Source organism: Mycobacteriales bacterium (assembly GCA_040902655.1).
GTDB lineage: Bacteria > Actinomycetota > Actinomycetes > Mycobacteriales > SCTD01 > SCTD01.
The window spans coordinates 25592-43892 of sequence record JBBDWV010000008.1; the positions used below are offsets into that span (position 1 = coordinate 25592).

General features: G+C 72.0%; 17 protein-coding genes. 4 read left to right on the forward strand and 13 right to left on the reverse strand.

All coding sequences use genetic code 11. The annotated features are described in order from the left end of the window. Positions 1-1053 precede the first annotated feature (1053 nt). The gene (locus tag WD794_02230) at positions 1054-1332 is read left to right on the forward strand and encodes a hypothetical protein (protein ID MEX2289129.1); all 279 of its coding nucleotides are present in this window, start codon (positions 1054-1056) and stop codon (positions 1330-1332) included. A gap of 42 nt (positions 1333-1374) precedes the next feature. On the opposite strand, the gene glnA is transcribed toward WD794_02230, so the two are convergent. Beyond that, a complete protein-coding gene (gene glnA, locus WD794_02235; protein MEX2289130.1) occupies positions 1375-2799 on the reverse strand; it encodes a type I glutamate--ammonia ligase in 1425 nt (474 codons plus the stop codon). Between the two features lie 181 nt (positions 2800-2980). Here glnA and WD794_02240 point away from each other — a divergent pair, with 181 nt between their 5' ends. Continuing rightward, positions 2981-3550: an RDD family protein gene (locus WD794_02240; GenBank protein ID MEX2289131.1), complete on the forward strand. Its 570-nt coding sequence runs from the start codon at positions 2981-2983 to the stop codon at positions 3548-3550. A gap of 34 nt (positions 3551-3584) precedes the next feature. Here the strand turns inward: WD794_02240 and WD794_02245 are convergent, their stop codons facing one another. The 9 genes from WD794_02245 to lipB all read right to left on the reverse strand — a co-directional run bounded on the left by WD794_02245 (position 3585) and on the right by lipB (position 12058). Beyond that, on the reverse strand, positions 3585-4349 hold the full coding sequence (locus tag WD794_02245; GenBank protein ID MEX2289132.1) for a DUF4191 domain-containing protein: 765 nt from the start codon (positions 4347-4349) through the stop codon (positions 3585-3587). Between the two features lie 17 nt (positions 4350-4366). Beyond that, positions 4367-5143, reverse strand: a complete 777-nt coding sequence (locus tag WD794_02250) for a lysophospholipid acyltransferase family protein (protein MEX2289133.1) — start codon at positions 5141-5143, stop codon at positions 4367-4369. A 39-nt stretch (positions 5144-5182) separates the two neighbouring features. Beyond that, on the reverse strand, positions 5183-6103 hold the full coding sequence (gene lipA / locus WD794_02255) for a lipoyl synthase (GenBank protein MEX2289134.1): 921 nt from the start codon (positions 6101-6103) through the stop codon (positions 5183-5185). Positions 6104-6141: 38 nt separating this feature from the next. Next, positions 6142-6996 (reverse strand): ATP-binding cassette domain-containing protein, encoded by an 855-nt coding sequence (locus WD794_02260; GenBank protein ID MEX2289135.1) that lies wholly within the window; start codon positions 6994-6996, stop codon positions 6142-6144. Continuing rightward, positions 6993-7961, reverse strand: coding sequence for an ABC transporter ATP-binding protein (locus WD794_02265; protein MEX2289136.1), 969 nt, complete (start codon positions 7959-7961; stop codon positions 6993-6995). The genes WD794_02260 and WD794_02265 overlap by 4 nt, the downstream gene beginning before the upstream one ends. Then, positions 7958-8854: an ABC transporter permease gene (locus WD794_02270; protein MEX2289137.1), complete on the reverse strand. Its 897-nt coding sequence runs from the start codon at positions 8852-8854 to the stop codon at positions 7958-7960. The genes WD794_02265 and WD794_02270 overlap by 4 nt, the downstream gene beginning before the upstream one ends. Next, a complete protein-coding gene (locus WD794_02275) occupies positions 8851-9798 on the reverse strand; it encodes an ABC transporter permease (GenBank protein MEX2289138.1) in 948 nt (315 codons plus the stop codon). The genes WD794_02270 and WD794_02275 overlap by 4 nt, the downstream gene beginning before the upstream one ends. A gap of 13 nt (positions 9799-9811) precedes the next feature. Further along, the gene (locus WD794_02280; protein MEX2289139.1) at positions 9812-11347 is read right to left on the reverse strand and encodes an ABC transporter substrate-binding protein; all 1536 of its coding nucleotides are present in this window, start codon (positions 11345-11347) and stop codon (positions 9812-9814) included. Positions 11348-11422: 75 nt separating this feature from the next. Further along, positions 11423-12058 carry a lipoyl(octanoyl) transferase LipB gene (lipB, locus tag WD794_02285; GenBank protein ID MEX2289140.1) on the reverse strand — a complete coding sequence of 212 codons (636 nt, stop codon included), beginning with the start codon at positions 12056-12058 and terminating at the stop codon, positions 11423-11425. 82 nt (positions 12059-12140) lie between these two features. Between lipB and WD794_02290 the strand changes: the two genes are divergently transcribed. Further along, on the forward strand, positions 12141-13622 hold the full coding sequence (locus WD794_02290) for a serine/threonine-protein kinase (GenBank protein ID MEX2289141.1): 1482 nt from the start codon (positions 12141-12143) through the stop codon (positions 13620-13622). Here WD794_02290 and WD794_02295 read toward each other — a convergent pair. The 3 genes from WD794_02295 to lpdA are packed head-to-tail and all read right to left on the reverse strand — an operon-like array spanning position 13619 to position 17474. Then, entirely contained in the window at positions 13619-14521 is a 903-nt protein-coding gene (locus WD794_02295; protein ID MEX2289142.1) for a TIGR01777 family oxidoreductase, read from the reverse strand. The genes WD794_02290 and WD794_02295 overlap by 4 nt on opposite strands. Positions 14522-14534: 13 nt before the next feature. Further along, the gene (gene sucB / locus WD794_02300; protein ID MEX2289143.1) at positions 14535-16082 is read right to left on the reverse strand and encodes a 2-oxoglutarate dehydrogenase, E2 component, dihydrolipoamide succinyltransferase; all 1548 of its coding nucleotides are present in this window, start codon (positions 16080-16082) and stop codon (positions 14535-14537) included. 15 nt (positions 16083-16097) lie between these two features. Continuing rightward, positions 16098-17474: a dihydrolipoyl dehydrogenase gene (gene lpdA / locus WD794_02305; GenBank protein ID MEX2289144.1), complete on the reverse strand. Its 1377-nt coding sequence runs from the start codon at positions 17472-17474 to the stop codon at positions 16098-16100. Between the two features lie 143 nt (positions 17475-17617). On the opposite strand from lpdA, the gene WD794_02310 reads away from it, so the two are divergent. Then, positions 17618-17974, forward strand: a complete 357-nt coding sequence (locus WD794_02310) for an oxidoreductase (GenBank protein ID MEX2289145.1) — start codon at positions 17618-17620, stop codon at positions 17972-17974. Positions 17975-18301 lie beyond the last annotated feature (327 nt).

Sequence of the window (18301 nt, forward strand, 5' to 3'; positions counted from 1 at the left end):
GCGCCTCGATGCCGTGGTGGAGCTGCCACACTCCGCTGACCTGCGGTTCTACCGCTGATTGCGGGACCAACGCCATGTCCGTCTTGCGGCGCACGCCGGTGCCGGCCGAAGGTCGGGGACAGAGCAGCGCCTACGCTCCGTCATGAGCAAGGAACACGGTCTCGCCGTTGCTGTCGGTGGACCACTCGACGGTCACGTGCTCGTCCTGCAGGGGTCGACCACTTCGACGTCACGATGACGGACGGCACGCGGCACCGCTATCAACAGACGGACAAGGCAGATGCGCACGCCTCACGGGTCGACTACGACTACTGCGGCCGGTCTCGCGCGTAACGGCTGTTGCTCGGTCCCTCTTGGCACTCCTGCGTTCCGGCCACGCCGGTTCTCGGTGCCGGCACCGCCCGCCTGCGCGGGCCACTGGCACCGAGATCAGCTCGCCCCGGCCCCGGCCCCGGCCCCGGCCCCCGGCCCCCGGCCCCGGCCCCCGGCCCCCGGCGCTCGGTGTTCTCGGTGCCGGCCGCGACTGCTCAGCGCACAGGCGCGGCACCGAGATGGTTCGAGCAGCCCGTCGGCAGCCCGTCGACCAGACGTCGAGCAGCCCCGCGACTGGGCCGGAACGGCCGCACCGAACGGCCGCACCGAACGGCCGCTGATGCCGGCTCTCGGACATGGCAGCACGTCGGGCGACCGGGCAGCCGCTACCGGCGCGCGTTTGCACAGGGTGCCGCGCCACAGACAGACACGAGACCAAGATCTTCGGAATATCCACAGGACCGGGGTCCTGTGGATGTTCCGAAGATCTTGATACAGGGACGCGACCCGGCACCCAGCTTCCGGCGAGAGGGACGGCCGCCTGTTGACGGCCGCAGAACGGCGCCTAGTCGAGTTGCAGAGTCCCGTACGGTTCGGCCAAGCTCGCGATCTGCCCGGCTGCGCGCCTGTCCGCGTAAAGCTGAGGCTGTAGCCCTTCGCCAGCACCGTTCTGGTCTGTCTGCTGATGCGGAACCGCAGGCCCCGGCACCGCGTCCCACAACCGTGCGCCGAGGGACGTGGTTGATCATCGCCGTCTTCTGCGGGGCGCTGCTGGGGCTCGGGCTCGTCCTGCTCCCGGGGGGCGCGGGACAGGGGGTGTCGCAGTGCGTCGACGGCACCGACGGCGGCTACTGCCGCGACTACCTCGACAGGTCGTGGCCGGACCCTGCCTCACTGACGATCGCAGCCGTGGTGGGCGCCGGCGCGGGGGCGGCACTCGCGTGGCCCCTCCTGTCCAAGCGCCGCGAAGACGAGGCGAGCGGCCGTGAGCCGTTCCGGACGGGCGGCAACCACCGGTAGTGCCGGCCTACCTGCGGATGCTCTCGTCGAGCGGCGCCCCGATCAGATGTCGTAGTAGAGCGAGAACTCATACGGGTGCGGGCGCAGCCGGATCGCGTCGATCTCGATCTCGCGCTTGTAGGCGATCCACGTCGAGATGAGGTCCTCGGTGAAGACCCCGCCCTCGAGCAGGTAGTCGTGGTCGGCCTCGAGCGCGTCGAGCACCGCGTCGAGTGAGGCGGGCACCTGCGCGACGTCGGCCAGCTCGTCCGGCGGCAGTTCGTAGAGGTCCTTGTCGATCGGCATCGGCGGTTCGATCTTGTTCTTGATGCCGTCCAGACCGGCCATGAGCATCGCCGAGAACGCCAGGTACGGGTTGGACGACGGGTCCGGGCAGCGGAACTCCAGGCGCTTGGCCTTGGGGTTGCTGCCGGTGATCGGGATGCGGATGCAGGCCGAGCGGTTGCGCTGGCTGTAGACCAGGTTGACCGGAGCCTCGAAGCCCGGCACGAGGCGGTGGTAGCTGTTGATCGTCGGGTTGGTGAAGGCGAGCAACGAGGCGGCGTGGTGCAGCAGTCCGCCGATGTAGTAGCGCGCCATGTCCGACAGCCCGGCGTAGCCGACCTCGTCGTAGAACAGCGGATCGCCGTCCTTCCACAGCGACTGGTGGCAGTGCATGCCCGAGCCGTTGTCGCCGATGATCGGCTTCGGCATGAAAGTGGCCGACTTGCCGTACTCGTTCGCGGTGTTCTTGACGATGTACTTGAACAGCATCATGTCGTCGGCGCCCTGCAGGAGCGTGTTGAAGCGGTAGTTGATCTCCTGCTGCCCGGCCGAGCCGACCTCGTGGTGGCCACGCTCCACCGTCATGCCGGCGTCCTCGAGCCGGACCGCGATCTCGTCGCGCAGGTCCGCGTAGTGGTCGGTCGGTGAGACGGGGAAGTAGCCGCCCTTGGTGCGCGGCTTGTAGCCCAGGTTGCCGCCCATCTCCTCGCGGCCGGTGTTCCAGTTGGCCGACTCGGCGTCGATCTTGTAGAAGCTGCCCTGTGGCTGGGAGTCGTACTGGATCGAGTCGAACAGGTGGAACTCCGCCTCCGCGCCGAAGAAGGCGGTGTCGGCGATGCCGGAGCCCTTGAGGTAGGCCTCCGCCTTCTTCGCGACGTTGCGCGGGTCACGGGAGTACGCCTCGCCGGTCAGCGGGTCGTGGATGAAGAAGTTGAGGATCAGCGTCTTGCGGGTGCGGAAGGGATCCAGCTGCGCAGTGGTCGGATCCGGCAGCAGCAGCATGTCGGACTCGTGGATCTCCTGGAAGCCGCGGATCGACGAGCCGTCGAAGCCGAGCCCGTCGTCGAAGACGTCCCGCGTGAAGGAGCCGACCGGCACCGTGAAGTGCTGCATCACTCCCGGCAGGTCACAGAAGCGGACGTCGACCATCTCGACGCCCTCCTTCTCGATGTACGTCAGGACCTCGTCGGCACTGGTGAACAAGGACGTCCTCCGGGAGTCGGGGGCACGGCGGCGGCGGCCGTGCCGGTTGGCGCTGCAGACGAGAGTAGCCAGGTGCCGTGACCCGGCCGTGTCCCGTGTGTTTCGTCGCGGTTACGCGGCGTACCCTGCGGGCGCATCCCGTACGTCCTGCCGCACCGATCCGGAGGCTAGCCTCGAGGTCATGGCGAGGTGGACCGGTACCTGGATGTCGGGACCGGCCGCCGCCGGCGCAGAGCGTCGCCCGGAGGGCGTCTGGCCCGGTCGGCGCTACGGCTTCCCGCAGGACGGGTCGGGTGCGGTCGCGACGACCGGCGCGAAGCTCGCGGCGCTGCTCGTCGACATCGCGGTCGGCGCCCTCATCGGGGGGCTGCTGAACGCCTACCTCGGCGACCCGACGTCGCTGCAGCGCACGCTGGCCACGAACGGGTCGTTCGCCCTGCAGGTGATCCTGCTGCAGTCGCTGACCGGGCAGTCGATGGGCATGCGCCTGCTCGGCATCCGGGTCGCCAGGCTGGCCGATCCGGCCGGGATCCCCGGCTTCCTGCCAGCGGCGGTGCGCACCGCGCTGCTGTTCCTGGTGCTGCCGGCCGTGATCCTCGACCGCGACGGCCGCGGGCTGCACGACAAGGCCGCCGGCACCGTGGTCCTGCGGGTCCGGCCATCGAGGAGCGCCGTCGACGAGCGGCGCGGCGGGGGCGTGACGGACGAGCGGCGCGGCGGGGGCGTGACGGACGAGCGGCCCGGCAGGTGACCCGGACCAGCGGCGCGGCACCCCGCGTCCCGGATCAGCGGCGCGGTACCCGCGTCGGCATCGGGCCCTTCGGGACGGGCAGCGTCGCGCCGCCCATCGCCTTGAACTTGCGGTCCAGCTCGTTGACCACCTTGGGCTTGATGTTGCGCGGCAGCTTGAGGAAGTGCTTCTCGAGCTGACGCAGCCCCACCTGACCCTCGCCGTCGCCGACGACGAGGTCGTAGACGGGGGTGTCGCCGACGATCCGGGACACCTTCTTCTTCTCGGCGGCAAGCAGCGAACGCGCGCGGTGGTGCGCGCCCTCGGCGACCAGGACCACGCCGGGCCGGCCGATCACGCGGTGCACCAGGTCCTGCTCGCGGGTGAAGCCGACAGCAGGGGTCACGCGCCAGTCGCCGCGCATGTTGGTCAGCACCGCCGCGGCGGCACCGGCCTGACCCTCGACCTGAGAGAAGGCGGTCGCCTGGACACGCCGGCCGAACACGAACGCGGCCACCACGAGGCCGAGCATCACGCCGAGGAAGCTGAGGTACACCACCCCGCCGAAGATCAGGCCGATCGTGACCAGGAGCAGCACCGGGCCGAAGAAGGCCGCCAGCAACAGCGGCAGCACCTTCGGGTCCTGCGCACGGGTGGCGGTGAAGGCCATCCGGATCTGCTTGAGCTTCGCCCCCCGGGGTGGCTTGACCTTCGCGGGCTTGCCGCCCCCCTTACCGGCGCCCTTGCCGCTTCCCTTGCCAGCCCCCTTGCCGGCCCCCTTGCCGGTGGCAGGAGCGGACGATCGCTTGAACAGGCCCATGCCGACAAGGATAGGTCTCAGGCCCGGGGTTCCTCGGCAGCGCGTCGTGCGGCACGGGCGCGCTCGGCGTCGCGGGCCAACTGCGCGGCCTGCTCGGGTGTCGGCGCCGTCCCGCCGAGGCTGGCCGGGATCCACCACGTGTCGTCCGCGGACCGCGGGCCGCCCGGGTAGCTGGCCCGGGCCTCGTCGAGCAGCACCCGCATCCGCGCCTTCAGATCGGCGGTCGCGGCCACCGCATCCCCGGACGGGTCGGGGGAGAAGGGCTCACCGACGACGATCCGGATCGGCGTGCCGCGGGTGAGGTCCCTGGGCCGGCCCTTGGTGAGCACCCGCTGGCTGCCCCACACGACGCAGGGCAGCAGCGGGACGCCCGCCTCCATCGCCATCCGGGCCGCGCCGGTCTTGAACTCCTTGAGGTCGAACGACTGCGAGATGGTGGCCTCCGGGAAGACCCCGACGATCTCGCCGCTCTGCAGCGCCTTGACCGCCAGCTGGTAGCTGTCGTTCGCCGCGCCCTTGCGGTCGACCGGGATGTGCTTCATCCCACGCATCAGGGGCCCGGCGATCCGGTGGTCGAAGACCTCCTTCTTGGCCATGAACCGGACCAGCCGGCCGGCCGGGCGCGCGGCGAGCCCGGCGAAGGTGAAGTCGAGATAGCCGACGTGGTTGATCGCCATGACCGCCCCGCCCGTGCGCGGGACGTGCTCCTGGCCGCTGACCGTGAACGTCAGGCCCAGGCCGCGGAAGGCCAGCCGGGCCAGGGCGATCACGGACGTGTACGTCGGCTCGGCCATGCGCGGAACCTACCCCGCAGGCCGCCGGCTACAGGGTGGCTACGACCCGGCGCGCTGGCGGGCGTCCACGCGTCGCGCCCTGGCCTGGTCGTACAGCCGGCCGGCGCGGTAGGACGACCGCACCAGCGGCCCGCTCAGCACGCCGGCGAAGCCGATCTCCTCGGCCTCCTGCTCCAGCTCGACGAACTCCTCCGGCCTGACCCACCGCGCGACCGGGTGGTGCCGCGGCGACGGCCGGAGGTACTGCGTGATGGTGATCAGCTCGCAGCCGGCGTCGTACAAATCCTGCAGCGCCTCCGAGATCTCCTCGCGCTGCTCGCCCATGCCGAGGATGAGATTGCTCTTGGTGACCAGACCGGCTGCTCGGGCGGCGGTGAGGACGCCGAGCGAGCGGTCGTAACGGAAGCCGGGGCGGATGCTCCGGAAGATGCGCGGCACCGTCTCGACGTTGTGCGCCAACACCTCCGGACGGGAGGCGAACACCTCCTCCAGCAGCGAGGGTGTGCCGTTGAAGTCGGGGATCAGCAGCTCGACGCCGACGCCCGGCAGCGCGGCGTGGATCTGCCGGACGGTCTCGGCGTAGAGCCAGGCGCCGCCATCGGGCTGGTCGTCGCGGGCAACGCCGGTGACGGTGGCGTACTTCAGGCCCATCTGCGCGACCGACTCGGCCACCCGGCGGGGTTCGTCGGTGTCATAGGCGGCGGGTCTGCCCGTGTCGATGTTGCAGAAGTCACAGCGTCGGGTGCACTGGTCGCCGCCGATGAGGAAGGTCGCCTCCCGGTCCTCCCAGCACTCGTAGATGTTGGGACAGCCGGCCTCCTCACAGACGGTCGACAGACCTTGCGTCTTCACCAGCTTCTTCAGCGCGGTGTACTCGGGCCCCATGACCGCCCGGGTCTTGATCCACGAAGGCTTCTTCTCGATCGGCGTCTGGCTGTTGCGCACCTCGAGGCGCAGCATCTTGCGCCCGTCGGGCCCCACTGTGCTCACGTAGCAGGCTAACCCGGCAGGGTCACCTGGCCTTCCCCGACGCCACCCGGACCGGCCGCGCGGCGTCCGGCCCGGCGGGTCCGCTCGGCCGCCGGGTCGGGCCGGGGCACCGCCGCCAGCAGCGCCTGTGTGTACTCGTGCTGCGGCGCGGCGTACACCTGCTGGGCGTCGCCCTGCTCGACGATCCGGCCGAGCCGCATCACCGCGACGGTGTCGCTGACGTGCGCCACCGCGGCCAGGTCGTGCGCGATGAACAGGTAGGTGAGCGACAGCTCCCGCTGCAGCCGGACGAGCAGGTTCAGCACCTGCGCCTGGACGGAGACGTCGAGCGAGGCGATCGGCTCGTCGAGCACCAGCAGGTCCGGCTCGACCGCGAGCGCACGGGCGATCCCCACCCGCTGGCGCTGCCCACCCGACAGCTCGTGCGGGTGCCGCTCCACGAGTTCGGCAGAGAGCCCGACGAGGTCGAACAGCTCCCGGACGCGGCCCCGGCGGTCCTGCTTGTGCAGGCCGTGCACCTCGAGCGGCTCGGACACGCTGTCACCGACGGTGCGCCGCGGGTTCAGCGAGGCATACGGGTCCTGGAAGACCATCGCCATCCGCCGCCGGAGACCGCGCAGCTGACGCCGGCCGAGCCCGCGCACGTCGGTCCCGTCGAGCTCCACGCGTCCGCCGGTCGGCTCGACCAGGCGCAGCAGCGCCAGCCCTGTCGTGGACTTGCCGGAGCCGGACTCACCCACCAGGCCGAGCGTCTGACCACGGCGTACGCCGAAGCTGACGCCGTCGACCGCCTTGACCCGCCCGGCGCCGCGCCGGCCGGCGAAGTGCACCTGGAGGTCCTCGACCACCAGCAGGTCGTTCACGGGCCCACCTCACAGCGGGTACGGGCCAGGTGGCCCGGCCCCACCTCGCACAGCGGCGGGTGCTCGCGCACGCACGCCGGCTCCTGGACCGGGCAGCGCGGCGCGAACCAGCAGCCCTCCGGTCGGTGCAGCGGGTCGGGTGGCAGCCCGCCGATCGTGGCCAGCTCGCTGCGTTGCGCCCCGAGAACCGGTAGCGCGCCGAGCAGCCCGCGGGTGTAGGGGTGGCGCGGCGTGGCGTAGAGCGCATCGACCGGGGCCTGCTCGACGACCTCGCCGGAGTACATGACCATGACCCGGTCGGCGATCCCGGCCACCACCCCGAGGTCGTGGCTCACCCAGACGACGGCGGTCCCGAGACGTTCCTGGAGGTCCTGCACGAGGTCGAGGATCTGGGCCTGGGTCGTCACGTCGAGCGCGGTCGTCGGCTCGTCGGCAATGAGCACCGCAGGGTCCAGCGAGAGGCCGATCGCGATCATCACGCGCTGCCGCATCCCGCCGGAGAACTGGTGCGGGTAGTCCTCCAGCCGCGCCTCGGGCTCCCGGATCCCGACCAGCGAGAGCAGCTCGGCCGCCCGCTTCCGCGCGTCGCGGCGGCTCAGGTCGAGCCGCTCCTCCAGTCCCTCGGTGAGCTGCCGACCGATGCTGAGCACCGGGTTCAGCGAGGTCATCGGGTCCTGGAAGACCATGCCGATCTCGCGGCCGCGCAGCTCGCGCAGTCGCTCCGGCCCGGCGTCCAGGACCTCCTCGCCGTGCATCCGGACGCTGCCGGTGATGCAGGCGGAGGCCGGCAGCAGCCCCAGCACGGCCAGCATGGACACGCTCTTGCCGCTTCCGGACTCGCCCACGATCGCCAGCGTCTCGCCCGCGGACACGTCCAGGTCGAGCCCGGCGACGACGGGTGCCCGGCCGCGGCGGCTGCCGAAGCTCACCTGCAGGTCACGCACGGACAGCACCGGGTCACTCATGCGGCCGCCCCGCGGGACTCGATGGCCGAACGCTGACGGGGGTCGAGCGCGTCGCGCAGCGCGTCGCCGACGACGTTGAAGGACAGCACCGTCAGGAAGATGGCGACGCCCGGGAACACGCCCATCCACCACGCCTGCTCGACGAAGCCCCTGCCCTCGAAGAGCATCCGGCCCCAGGACGGGTCCGGTGGCTGCACACCGAGCCCGAGGAAGGACAGCGCCGCCTCGGACAGGATCGCGAACGCCAGGCTCAGCGAGGTCTGCACGATGATCGGCGCGAGCACGTTCGGCAGGACGTGCAGGCGCAGCAGCCGCAGGTCGCCGACCCCGAGCGACCGGGCCGCCCGCACGTACACCTCCTCGCGCACGGACAGCACGCTCGCGCGGGTGATGCGGGCGAAGATCGGCGTGTAGACGACGCCGATCGCGATCATCACGTTGGTCGAGCCCGGCCCGAGGACCGCGAGGATCGCGATGGCCAGCAGGATCGCCGGGAAGGCGAACAGCACGTCCATCGCCCGCATGACCAGGTCGTCGACCCAGCGGCCGTAGAAGCCGGCGACCAGGCCCAGCACGACACCGGCCGTGAGCGAGATCCCGACGCTCACCAGACCGACGAGCAGGGACACCCGCGAGGCGACCAGCACCCGGCTGAGGACGTCGCGCCCCAGCTCGTCGGTGCCGAACGGATGCGCCCATGACGGCCCCTGCAGGCGCCCAAGCACGTCGACCGCGTTCTCCTCGTACGGCGCGAGGACGCTTCCGAGGACAGCGGTCACGAGCAGCAGCGCCAACACGACCAGGCCGAAGACGGCCAGCTTGTGGGTGAGCAGCGCACGCAGCACCGCGCGGCTGGTGGATTGTGCGACGGGCGGCGGCTCGGGCGCTGTCACGTGCTGTACCGGATGCGCGGGTCGACGGCGGCGTACAGCAGATCGACGAGCAGGTTCACGAGCAGGAAGAGCGCGGCGATGAGCAGCACCGTGCCCTGCACGACCGGGTAGTCGCGCGCGTTCACCGCGTCGAGCGTCAGCCGGCCGATGCCCGGCCAGGCGAAGATGACCTCCACGACGATGACGCCGCCCAGCAGCGTTGCCAGCTGGACACCGGTGACCGTGATGATCGGGATGAGGGCGTTGCGCAGGACGTGTCGGCGCAGCACCAGCCGCTCCCGCAGCCCCTTCGACCGGGCCGTGCGCACATGGTCCGCACCGAGCGACTCGAGCACGGCCGCGCGGATGAAGCGGGTGAGGATCGCCCCGGAGACGACGCCGATGGTGACCGCCGGCATCACCATGTGCGACGCCCACGCGACCGGGTCCTCCGACAGCGGGACGTAGCCGGACGGCGGCAGCAGGCCGAAGGTGCCGGACAGCAGCAGGATCAGCAGGATCGCCATCCAGAAGTCCGGGATGCTGACGCCGATCTGGCTGACCACGGTCGCCACGTGGTCAGCCCACGACCCGGAGCGCATCGCGCTGATGACGCCGAGCGGGACGGCGATGCAGAGCGCGACCAGCAGGCCGCACAGGGCCAGCGACAGGGTCGCCGGCAGCCGGGCCATCAGCGATTCGGTGACCGGCTGCCCGGTCCGGAAGCTGACCCCGAGGTCGCCGGTGAGTGCTCCACCGACGTAGGACAGGTACTGCACCGGCAGTGGTTTGTCGAAGCCCGCCCGCTCCCGCAGGGCGGCGTAGGTCTCGGGGTCGAAGCGGGTGCCCAGCGACAGCCGGATCGGGTCTCCGGGCACCAGTTGCACGAGCCCGAAGACGATGAGGCTGACGCCGAACAGGACCACGACCGACTGGGCGACCCGGCGGAGGATGAAGCGGCGCACGGCCCGGCCCGGGTCAGCTCGCCAGGGACACGTCGCGGAAACGGATGGCCCGGTCGGCGCGGACCTGGTAGCCCCGCACGTCCGGCGACCACGCCTGCACGACCTGCGGGTTGTAGAGGTAGACGTAGCTGGCGTCATCCACGATCTGCTTGACCGCGTCCTCGTACAACTGCTTGCGCGCGTCCTCGTCGGTCTCGGCCCGTGCCGCGTCGAGCGCCTTGTCCACGTCAGGGTTGGAGTACTTCTGGAAGTTGAAGTTGGCGCCGCTCCGGTGCTGGGCGTAGTAGAAGTCGTCCGGATCGATGTTGCCGAGCCAGCCGAGCAGAAAGACGTCGAAGTTCCCCTTGCCCTGCTGGTCGAGCCAGCTGGCGAAGTCGAGGGTCCGGATCTTCACCTCGATGCCGACCTCCTCGAGTTGGCTCTGGATCACCTGCGCCGCGGTGACCGTCTCCGGGTACTCGTTGGTGACCATCAGGTCCATCGCGAGCGGGGCCGTGACGCCTGCGTCCGCGAGCAGGGACTTGGCCTTGTCGACGTCGCGCTCGTACGGCGCGTAGTCATCGTGGAAGGCGCTGCCCTCGGGGATGGCCGTCTGGTTGACGGTTGCGAGGCCGAAGGTCGCGGCTTCGGTGATCTGCTCCCGGTCGATGCCGTACGCCAGCGCCTGGCGCACGCGCGGGTCGTCGAAGGGCTTGCGGGCCTGGTTGGCGGCGAAGTACCAGTAGTCGTTACTGGCCACCGCCTCGACCTCGAGGTCGTCGCTGCCCGTGAGCGACTCCACCTGCTGGGGCGGCAGGTTGTCGGTCCACTGGACCTGTCCGCCCTGCAGGTTCGTCAGGGCGACGGTCGGCTCGGAGACGAAGGAGAACGTGACGCCGTCGAGCATCACCTCCTCACCCCAGTAGTCGTCGTTGCGCACGATCTGCAGCCGGTCCCCGGGGGCGTAGCTGTCGAACCTGAAGGCCCCGGTGCCGACGGGCTCGCGGGTGATGCTGCCGTCCTCGACGTTCTCCTTCGCGACGATGGCCGTGCCCTTGAAGGCGCCAAGATTCGCGAGCAGGTTCGGCGTCGGCCGCTCCACCGTGATGACCACCGTCGAGTCGTCCGGAGCGGTCACGTCCTGCACCGAGCTGAACCGGTAGGAGTTGGCGAGCTCCTCGTCGATGATGCGCTTGTAGGAGTAGACGACGTCGTCGGCGACAAACTCCCGGCCGTTGTGCCACTGCACGCCCTCGCGCAGCGTGAACGTCCACGTCAGGCCGTCCTCGCTGGTCTCCCACGACTCGGCCAGCGCCGGCTGGAACTGCAGCTCCTCGTCCGGCTCGACGAGGGTGTCGAAGACGTTCTCGAGCACCTGGAAGCTTGCGTACGCCGAGGTCTTGTGCGGATCCAGCTGGTCGGGCTCACCGCTGATCGCCGCGACGAGGGTGCCGCCCCTGGTGCCGGCACCGTCGCCGCCCGGCACGTCCACCGCACCGCCTCCGCCTCCGCCTCCGCAGGCGACCAGCACAAAGGCGAGCAGGGTCAGGCCGAGCACGCGCAGCTTCATGAGTACTCCTCAGATGCGGGTGCGGGCGGCCCTTCCCCGCAGTTCAGCCGGTATGCGGCTGTCGTGCCTTCGAGATCACGTCGAGACGTGCAGCCCGGAGCGGCGGCCGGCCGCCGACAACGTCGGTAGGCGCCGCTCCAGCAGCGGCAGTACCTGCCCCACGGGGACGTCGCGGCCGAGCTCGCGCGACAGCGAGGTGACGGTCGCATCGGCGATCCCACACGGCACGATCCGGTCGTAGGCCGTCAGGTCCGGGTCGCAGTTGAGCGCGAAGCCGTGCATCGTCACGCCGCGCGAGACGCGGATCCCGATGGCGGCGACCTTGCGCGCGCCGTCCTGCGTCCAGACGCCGCTGCGCCCCTCGACCCGGCCCGTCCCGAGACCGAGCTCGGCGCAGGTCTCGAGGAGCAACTGCTCGACGTCGCGCACGTACGCCACGACGTCGACCGGGTCGGCCAGCCGGACGATCGGGTAGCCGGTGATCTGCCCGGGGCCGTGCCAGGTGATCTTCCCGCCACGGTCGACGTCGATGACCGGCGTGCCGTCGGCCGGCCGCTCCCACGGCTCGGTGCGCTTGCCGGCGGTGTAGACCGGCGGGTGTTCCAGCAGCAGTGTGACGTCCTCGGCGCCCTCGGCGACCTCTGCGTGCAGCGCCTGCTGCAGCCGCCACGCCTCGTCGTACGGCACCTGCCCCAGACGCCGGATCTGCACGACCTCAGCGTACGGCGGTGTGGCTCGACAACCGCGGTGTGGAGAACCGCTGCGAGCGGGTCGTTTCTGGGAGGCTGCCGCGGTGAGCGAGGTCTGGTCACTGCCCGGCTACCACGTGCAGACGCTGCTGGGCTCCGGTGTGGCGGGTGAGGTGTGGCTCGCCCGGGAGCTGGCCGGCGGAGAAACCGTCGCGCTGAAGCGGCTCCGGGTGGGCGCCGATCCGGCCGCGGTCGAGGCGCTGCGCCGCGAGGCCCCGCTGCTGCATGGCCTCGACACGCCGTACGTCGTGCGGCTCCGGGCCGTGATCGACGCCGGGGCGGAGGCGGTGCTGGTGCTGGACCACGCCGCCGGCGGGTCGCTGGCGACGCTGCTGGCCCGCCGTGGCGCGCTGGACCCGGGCGAGGTGGTGACGGTGGCCGCGCCGCTGGCGCAGGCACTCGCGGTCGCGCACGCGCGCGGGCTGGTGCACGGTGACGTGACACCCGCGAGCGTGCTCTTCACCGCCGCCGGGATGCCGCTGCTGTCCGGCCTGGGACTGGCGCGGCTGGCGGGGGAGCGGCTGGACCCTGTCGACGACCCGGCAGGCTACGTCGACCCGGCGGTCGCCGCCGGCGGGCAGCCGGACGCCGCAGCCGACGTGTGGAGCCTGGCCGCCGTCTGCCACCACATGCTCACCGGCACACCACCGCACCACGGGGAGCCGGTCGCGGAGGTCCTGGTGGCCGCCGCCGGCTGCCGGCCGCCGGTCGGTCGGCTCGCACCGGGCGCGCCGCGGGCACTGGTGCAGGCCGTGGAGGCCGTCCTGCTGTCCGGACCGGCGGACCGGCCGGACGCCACCGCCTTCGCCTGGCTGCTGCGCCGGGCGCACGCCCCGGCGCCGGTCCGGCTGACCGGAGGACCGCCCGCCGGCGGGCCCGGGGCGGGGCGTCGGCCGAGCCGCGCCGTCCACGCAGCCGGCCGGCAGACCGGCGCCGCAACGGGGCCGCGGGTGCCCCAGCGGGCGCTCGTGTCCCTCGCGCTGGGGGTGGTCGTGCTGCTGGGCGCCGCCGCCGGCTGGCTGTCCGGGCGGGGCAGTGAGGCGGCGGCGCCGGTCCCTGTGGCGGTCCCTGTGGCGCCGGTCCAGGCGGCCGCTGCCCCGGAGGTCGAGGCGCTCCCCGAGGCGGCGCCGGACTGGGCGGCCCTGCTGGACGGCCTGAACGCTCGGCGCGCGCAGGCCTTCGCGACCGGCCGGCTGGCCACGCTCGCCGAGGTCTACGCCGGCGGCTCGCCTGGGCTGGCCTCCGACACGGCGCTGCTCCAGGGACTGGTGGACCGCGACCAGACCGCCCATGGACTGCGGCACACGGTGCGTTCGGTCGAGGTGCTGGAGGCGTCTGCGTCCGCGGCCCGGCTGCGCGTCGTCGATGTGCTCGCGGCGCATGAGGTGCACGGTCGCGGTGGCGCCGTCGTCCACCGGGCCGCCGGCCGCGGCGCGCAGGCCTTCGCCGTCTCGCTGACCCGCACCGCCTCCGGCTGGCGGCTGGTCGAGGTCCGACCGGAGGAGGAGGGCCGCCCGGAGGGTTAGGTCCGCCCGGAGGAGGAGAGCGCGGAGCGCAGCGCCGCCTGCAGGTCGGGATCGGCGAAGGTGAAGTCGGTGCGCTGCAGCACGCCCGGGCTCAGCCGCTGCCCGGCGAGGACCTCCCCGGCGAATTTTCCGAGCATGGCCTCGAGCACGAAGCCTGGTACCGGCACGGGGATCGTCGGCCGCGAGAGTGCGCGCCCGAGCGCCCGGGTGAAGTCCTTGTTCGTCACGGGTGCCGGTCCGACCAGGTTGACCGGCCCGGACACCTCGGCCGTCAGGCAGTGCCGGATGGCCGCGACCTCGTCACGGATGGAGATCCAGCTGACCCACTGCCGGCCGGTGCCGAGCGGCGCTCCGAGGCCGAGCTTGAACACCTTGACCTGCGGAGCGAGTGCGCCGCCACGACCGGACAGGACAATGCCGGTCCGCAGGTGGGCGACGCGCACCCCCGCTGCCTCCGCGGGCGCCGTCGCCGCCTCCCACTGCCGCACGACGTCGGCGAGGAAACCCTCCCCGGCTGGGCCGCTCTCGTCAGTCAGCCGATCGCCGGTGTCGCCGTAGTAGCCGATCGCGCTCCCCGACAGGAGCACCCCCGGACCGCCGGCCGCAGCCATCGCCTCGGCGACCGCCGTCGTCCCGTCGACGCGACTGGCGAGCACCGCCTGCTTCCAGCTGTCGCTCCACCGGTGGTCGGCCACGCCCGCTCCGGCCAGGTGCACGACGGCGTCGAGGTCAGCGAGGTGAGCCGGGTCGAGGTGCCGCGCAGCCGGGTCCCAGGGCCGCTCGCCCGGACCGCCGGCTGCGCCGCGTACGAACCGCACGACGTCGTGCCCACCGTCGTGCAGGGCGGTCAGCAGCGCGCTGCCGATCAGCCCCGATCCGCCGGTGATCCCGACCTTCACGCGCAGCCTGTGTTCAGAGGCCGAGCTCCGCCGAGAAGTCGCCCTCCTCCAGGCGCTCCTTCACGGTGACGAGGAACCGGGCGGCGTCCGCACCGTCGACGATCCGGTGGTCGTAGGTGAGCGCGAGGTAGACCATGGAGCGGACGGCCACGACCTCGCCGAGCTCGGGGTCGTTGACCACGACCGGGCGCTTGACGACGGCACCGGTGCCGAGGATGCCGACCTGCGGCTGGTTGATGATCGGCGTGTCGAACAGGGCGCCGCGCGACCCGGTGTTGGTCAGCGTGAAGGTGCCGCCGCCGAGTTCGTCGGGAGTGACCCGGTTCGTGCGGGTGCGCTCGGCCAGGTCGGCGATCGTGCGGGCCATGCCGGCCAGGTTGAGGTCGCCGGCGCGCTGGATGACCGGCACCAGCAGCCCCCGGTCGGTGTCCACGGCGATGCCCAGGTGTTCTGCCTCGTGGAAGGTGATCGTCCCGGCGTCCTCGTCGATGCTGCAGTTGACGACCGGGTGTGCCTTCAGCGCCTCGACCGTGGCCAGCGCGAAGAACGGCAGGAACGACAGCTTCGTACCCTCGCGCGCCTCGAAACCGGTCTTGGCTGCGGTCCGCAGCCGGGCGATCCGCGTGACGTCGGCCTCGACGACCGTCGTGAGCTGGGCGCTGGTCTGCAGCGACTCGGTCATCCGCTGGGCGATCACCTTGCGCAGCCGGCTCATCGGCTCGGTACGCCCGCGGACGTGCGTGTCGGGCGCGGCCTTGACCGGCTGGTCCGCGAAGGCGGGGGCCGGTGCGGACGTCTCTCGGGCGGGCTGTGGGAGCTGGGGGCGGGGAGCGAGCGCGGTGTCGGCCAGCGCCGGGGTCGCCTGCGCCGCCGGCTGCGCGGGGGATCCGCCGCCGGAGCCCTGCGCCGCGGCGTCGAGCACGTCCTGCTTGCGGATCCGCCCACCCACACCGGTGCCCTGCAGCGAGGACAGCTGGACACCGTGCTCGGTGGCCAGCTTGCGGACCAGTGGAGTGACGTACGCGCCCTCGGCGCCGGACGGCCTGCTCTGCTGCGGGGCGGCCTGCTGCGGGGCGGGCTGTTCCGGTGCGGGCGGCTGCGGGACGGCCTGCTGCGGGGCGGCCTGGGTGGCGGGTGGCGCGGCGGTTGGCTCCGGTGCGGGCGCCTCGGCCGCGGGTGCCGCCTCGGCCGCGGGTGCCGACTCGGCCGCCGGCTCCGGTGCGGGCGCCTCGGCCGCGGGTGCCGCCTCGGCCGCGGGTGCCGACTCGGCCGCCGGCTCCGGTGCGGGCGCCTCGGCCGCGGGTGCCGCAGCACCACCGCCGGAGCCGTCCCCGATGACCGCCAGCTCGACACCGACGTCGACGGTCTCGTCCTCCTGGACCTTGATCGACTCGAGGACGCCGGACGCGGGCGAGGGGATCTCGGTGTCGACCTTGTCGGTGGAGACCTCGAGCAGTGGCTCGTCGGCCTCGACGCGCTCACCCTCCTTCTTCAACCAACGGGTAACGGTGCCCTCGGAGACGCTCTCCCCGAGGCGGGGCATGGTGACGGAGACGGCCATGGGATGCGGGTGCTCCTAGGAGTGGCTGTGAAGGGGCTTGCCGGCGAGCGCGAGGTGGGCCTCGCCGACGGCTTCGGACATCGTCGGGTGGGGGTGGATGAGCTGCGCGACCTCACCGGGCAGCGCCTCCCAGTTCGTGATCAGCTGCGCCTCGGCGATCAGCTCACCGACCCGCTCGCCCACCATGTGGACGCCGAGCACGGGACCGTCCTTGGCCGCGAGAACCGTTACGGCACCAGCGGTTCCGAGGATGCGGGCCTTGCCGTTGCCGGCCAGGTCGTACGTCGCCTCGACCACGTCGTAGCCGCGCGACTGAGCGACGGCCCGCGTGATGCCGACCGAGGCGACCTCGGGGGAGGAGTAGGTGACGCGGGGGACGCCGTCGTAGTCGATCGGCGTCACCGCCAGGCCGGCCAGCCGCTCGGCGACGAGGATGCCCTCGGCGAAGCCGACGTGGGCGAGCTGCAGGGTCGGGATGAGGTCACCGACGGCACTGATCGTGGGGACGCTGGTCTGGCAGTAGGCATCGACCTTGACGAAGCCGCGCTCCATCTCCACGCCGGCCTGCTCGTACCCCAGGTCCTTGGAGACGGGGCCGCGGCCGACGGCAACGAGGAAGACCTCGGCCTCCAGGGTCTTGCCGCCCTCGAGGTGCACGCGCACTCCTGCGTCGGTGGCCTCCACCTTCTCGAACCGCGCGCCCAGCTCCTGCTTGATCCCGCGCTTGCGGAAGGCACGCTCGAGCAACTTCGAGGACGACTCCTCCTCGAGCGGGACGAGGTGGGGGAGGGCCTCGACGACCGTCACCTCGGCACCGAATGCCCGCCATACGGAGGCGAACTCGCAGCCGATCGCGCCGGCGCCCAGGATGATCGCTGAGGCGGGAACGGTGTCCAGCTTCAGCGCGTCGTCGCTGCTGATGACCCGCGAGCCGTCGAGCTCGAGGCCCGGCAGCGACCGCGGGACCGAGCCGGTGGCCAGCAGGACGTGCCGAGCCTCGATGGTGCGTCCGTCCACCTCGACGGCGGTCGGCGACACGAGCCTGCCGGTGCCCTGGACCGTCTCGATCTTGCGGCTCTTGACCAGACCGGTGAGGCCCTTGTAGAGCCCCTCGACGACCTTGTCCTTGTAGGCGTTGACCTTGGGCATGTCGACCGACTCGAACGTGCCGTGCACGCCGAACTGTGCCGCTTCCTTGATGACGTCGACCGTCTCGGCGGAGTGCAGCAGCGCCTTGGTCGGGATGCAGCCGCGGTGCAGGCAGGTACCGCCGACCTTGTCCTTCTCGACCATCACGACGGTCATGCCGAGCTCGGCCGCGCGCAGCGCGGCTGCGTAGCCGCCGCTGCCACCTCCGAGCACGACCAGGTCGACGGTCTGGTTCTCACTCACGGTGCGGTCTCCTTGGACGTGCGGTCGGTCGGTGGGGCTGGTGTGCGCGGCAGACGTGCTTCAGGCATTCTTTCATCCGAGGGATACAGGTGCGCACGGGCCCCGGGGCATTCCCGGGCAGCGTGCCGAGGAGAGGAGAAGGCGTGGGACTGGGCGACCGGCTGCGTGGACGCAGGCAGCGGCCGGGCACGGCCCGTGGCGCCGGGTCGGCCGACCTCGACCACCTGGCGGACTGGGCCGGCAGCCGCCGCGGCGTCGAGGGCTTCGTCGAGCCGGAGACCTCCACGACCGCCACCACGCTGGTCCTGGTCGCGGGGGACGGCGAGTGGACCCGCCGTCGCGTGGTCAGTCCGAAAGCGGCGTTCACCTTCGGCTCGAGGGCCGGGATCCCGGTGTACGACGTGGCCGCCGTCGGCTATCCCAACCGGATGCGGGAGTGGACGGCCAGGCGCAAGGCCGCGGGGGAGACCGGCGTTCCCGGCACCCGACCGCCCAGCTGAACACACCCCCCGGGCACGGTCCGCCCTGGGCACCGCCCGGCCGGCGCAGCCCGCCCTGGGCACCGTGCCCCATCTTGATCAACGCCGGTCTCACGCATAATTCGCGCGCCTGAAAAAGGTGGAAAGCCGGCGTTGATCAATGGTCGCCCGGCACCGACCCGGCCGCGACCGGCCGCGACCGGGTCGCTGACAGCACGGAGCCCGGCCGCGACAGCTGCCGCGCCCCGGCTCCGGGGCGTTCAGGGTGGTACGCCGGGTCAGCCCCAGCCGCCGCCCATGCCCTCCGGCTTGCCCATGCCCTCCGGCTTGCCCTTGCCCTCCGGCTTG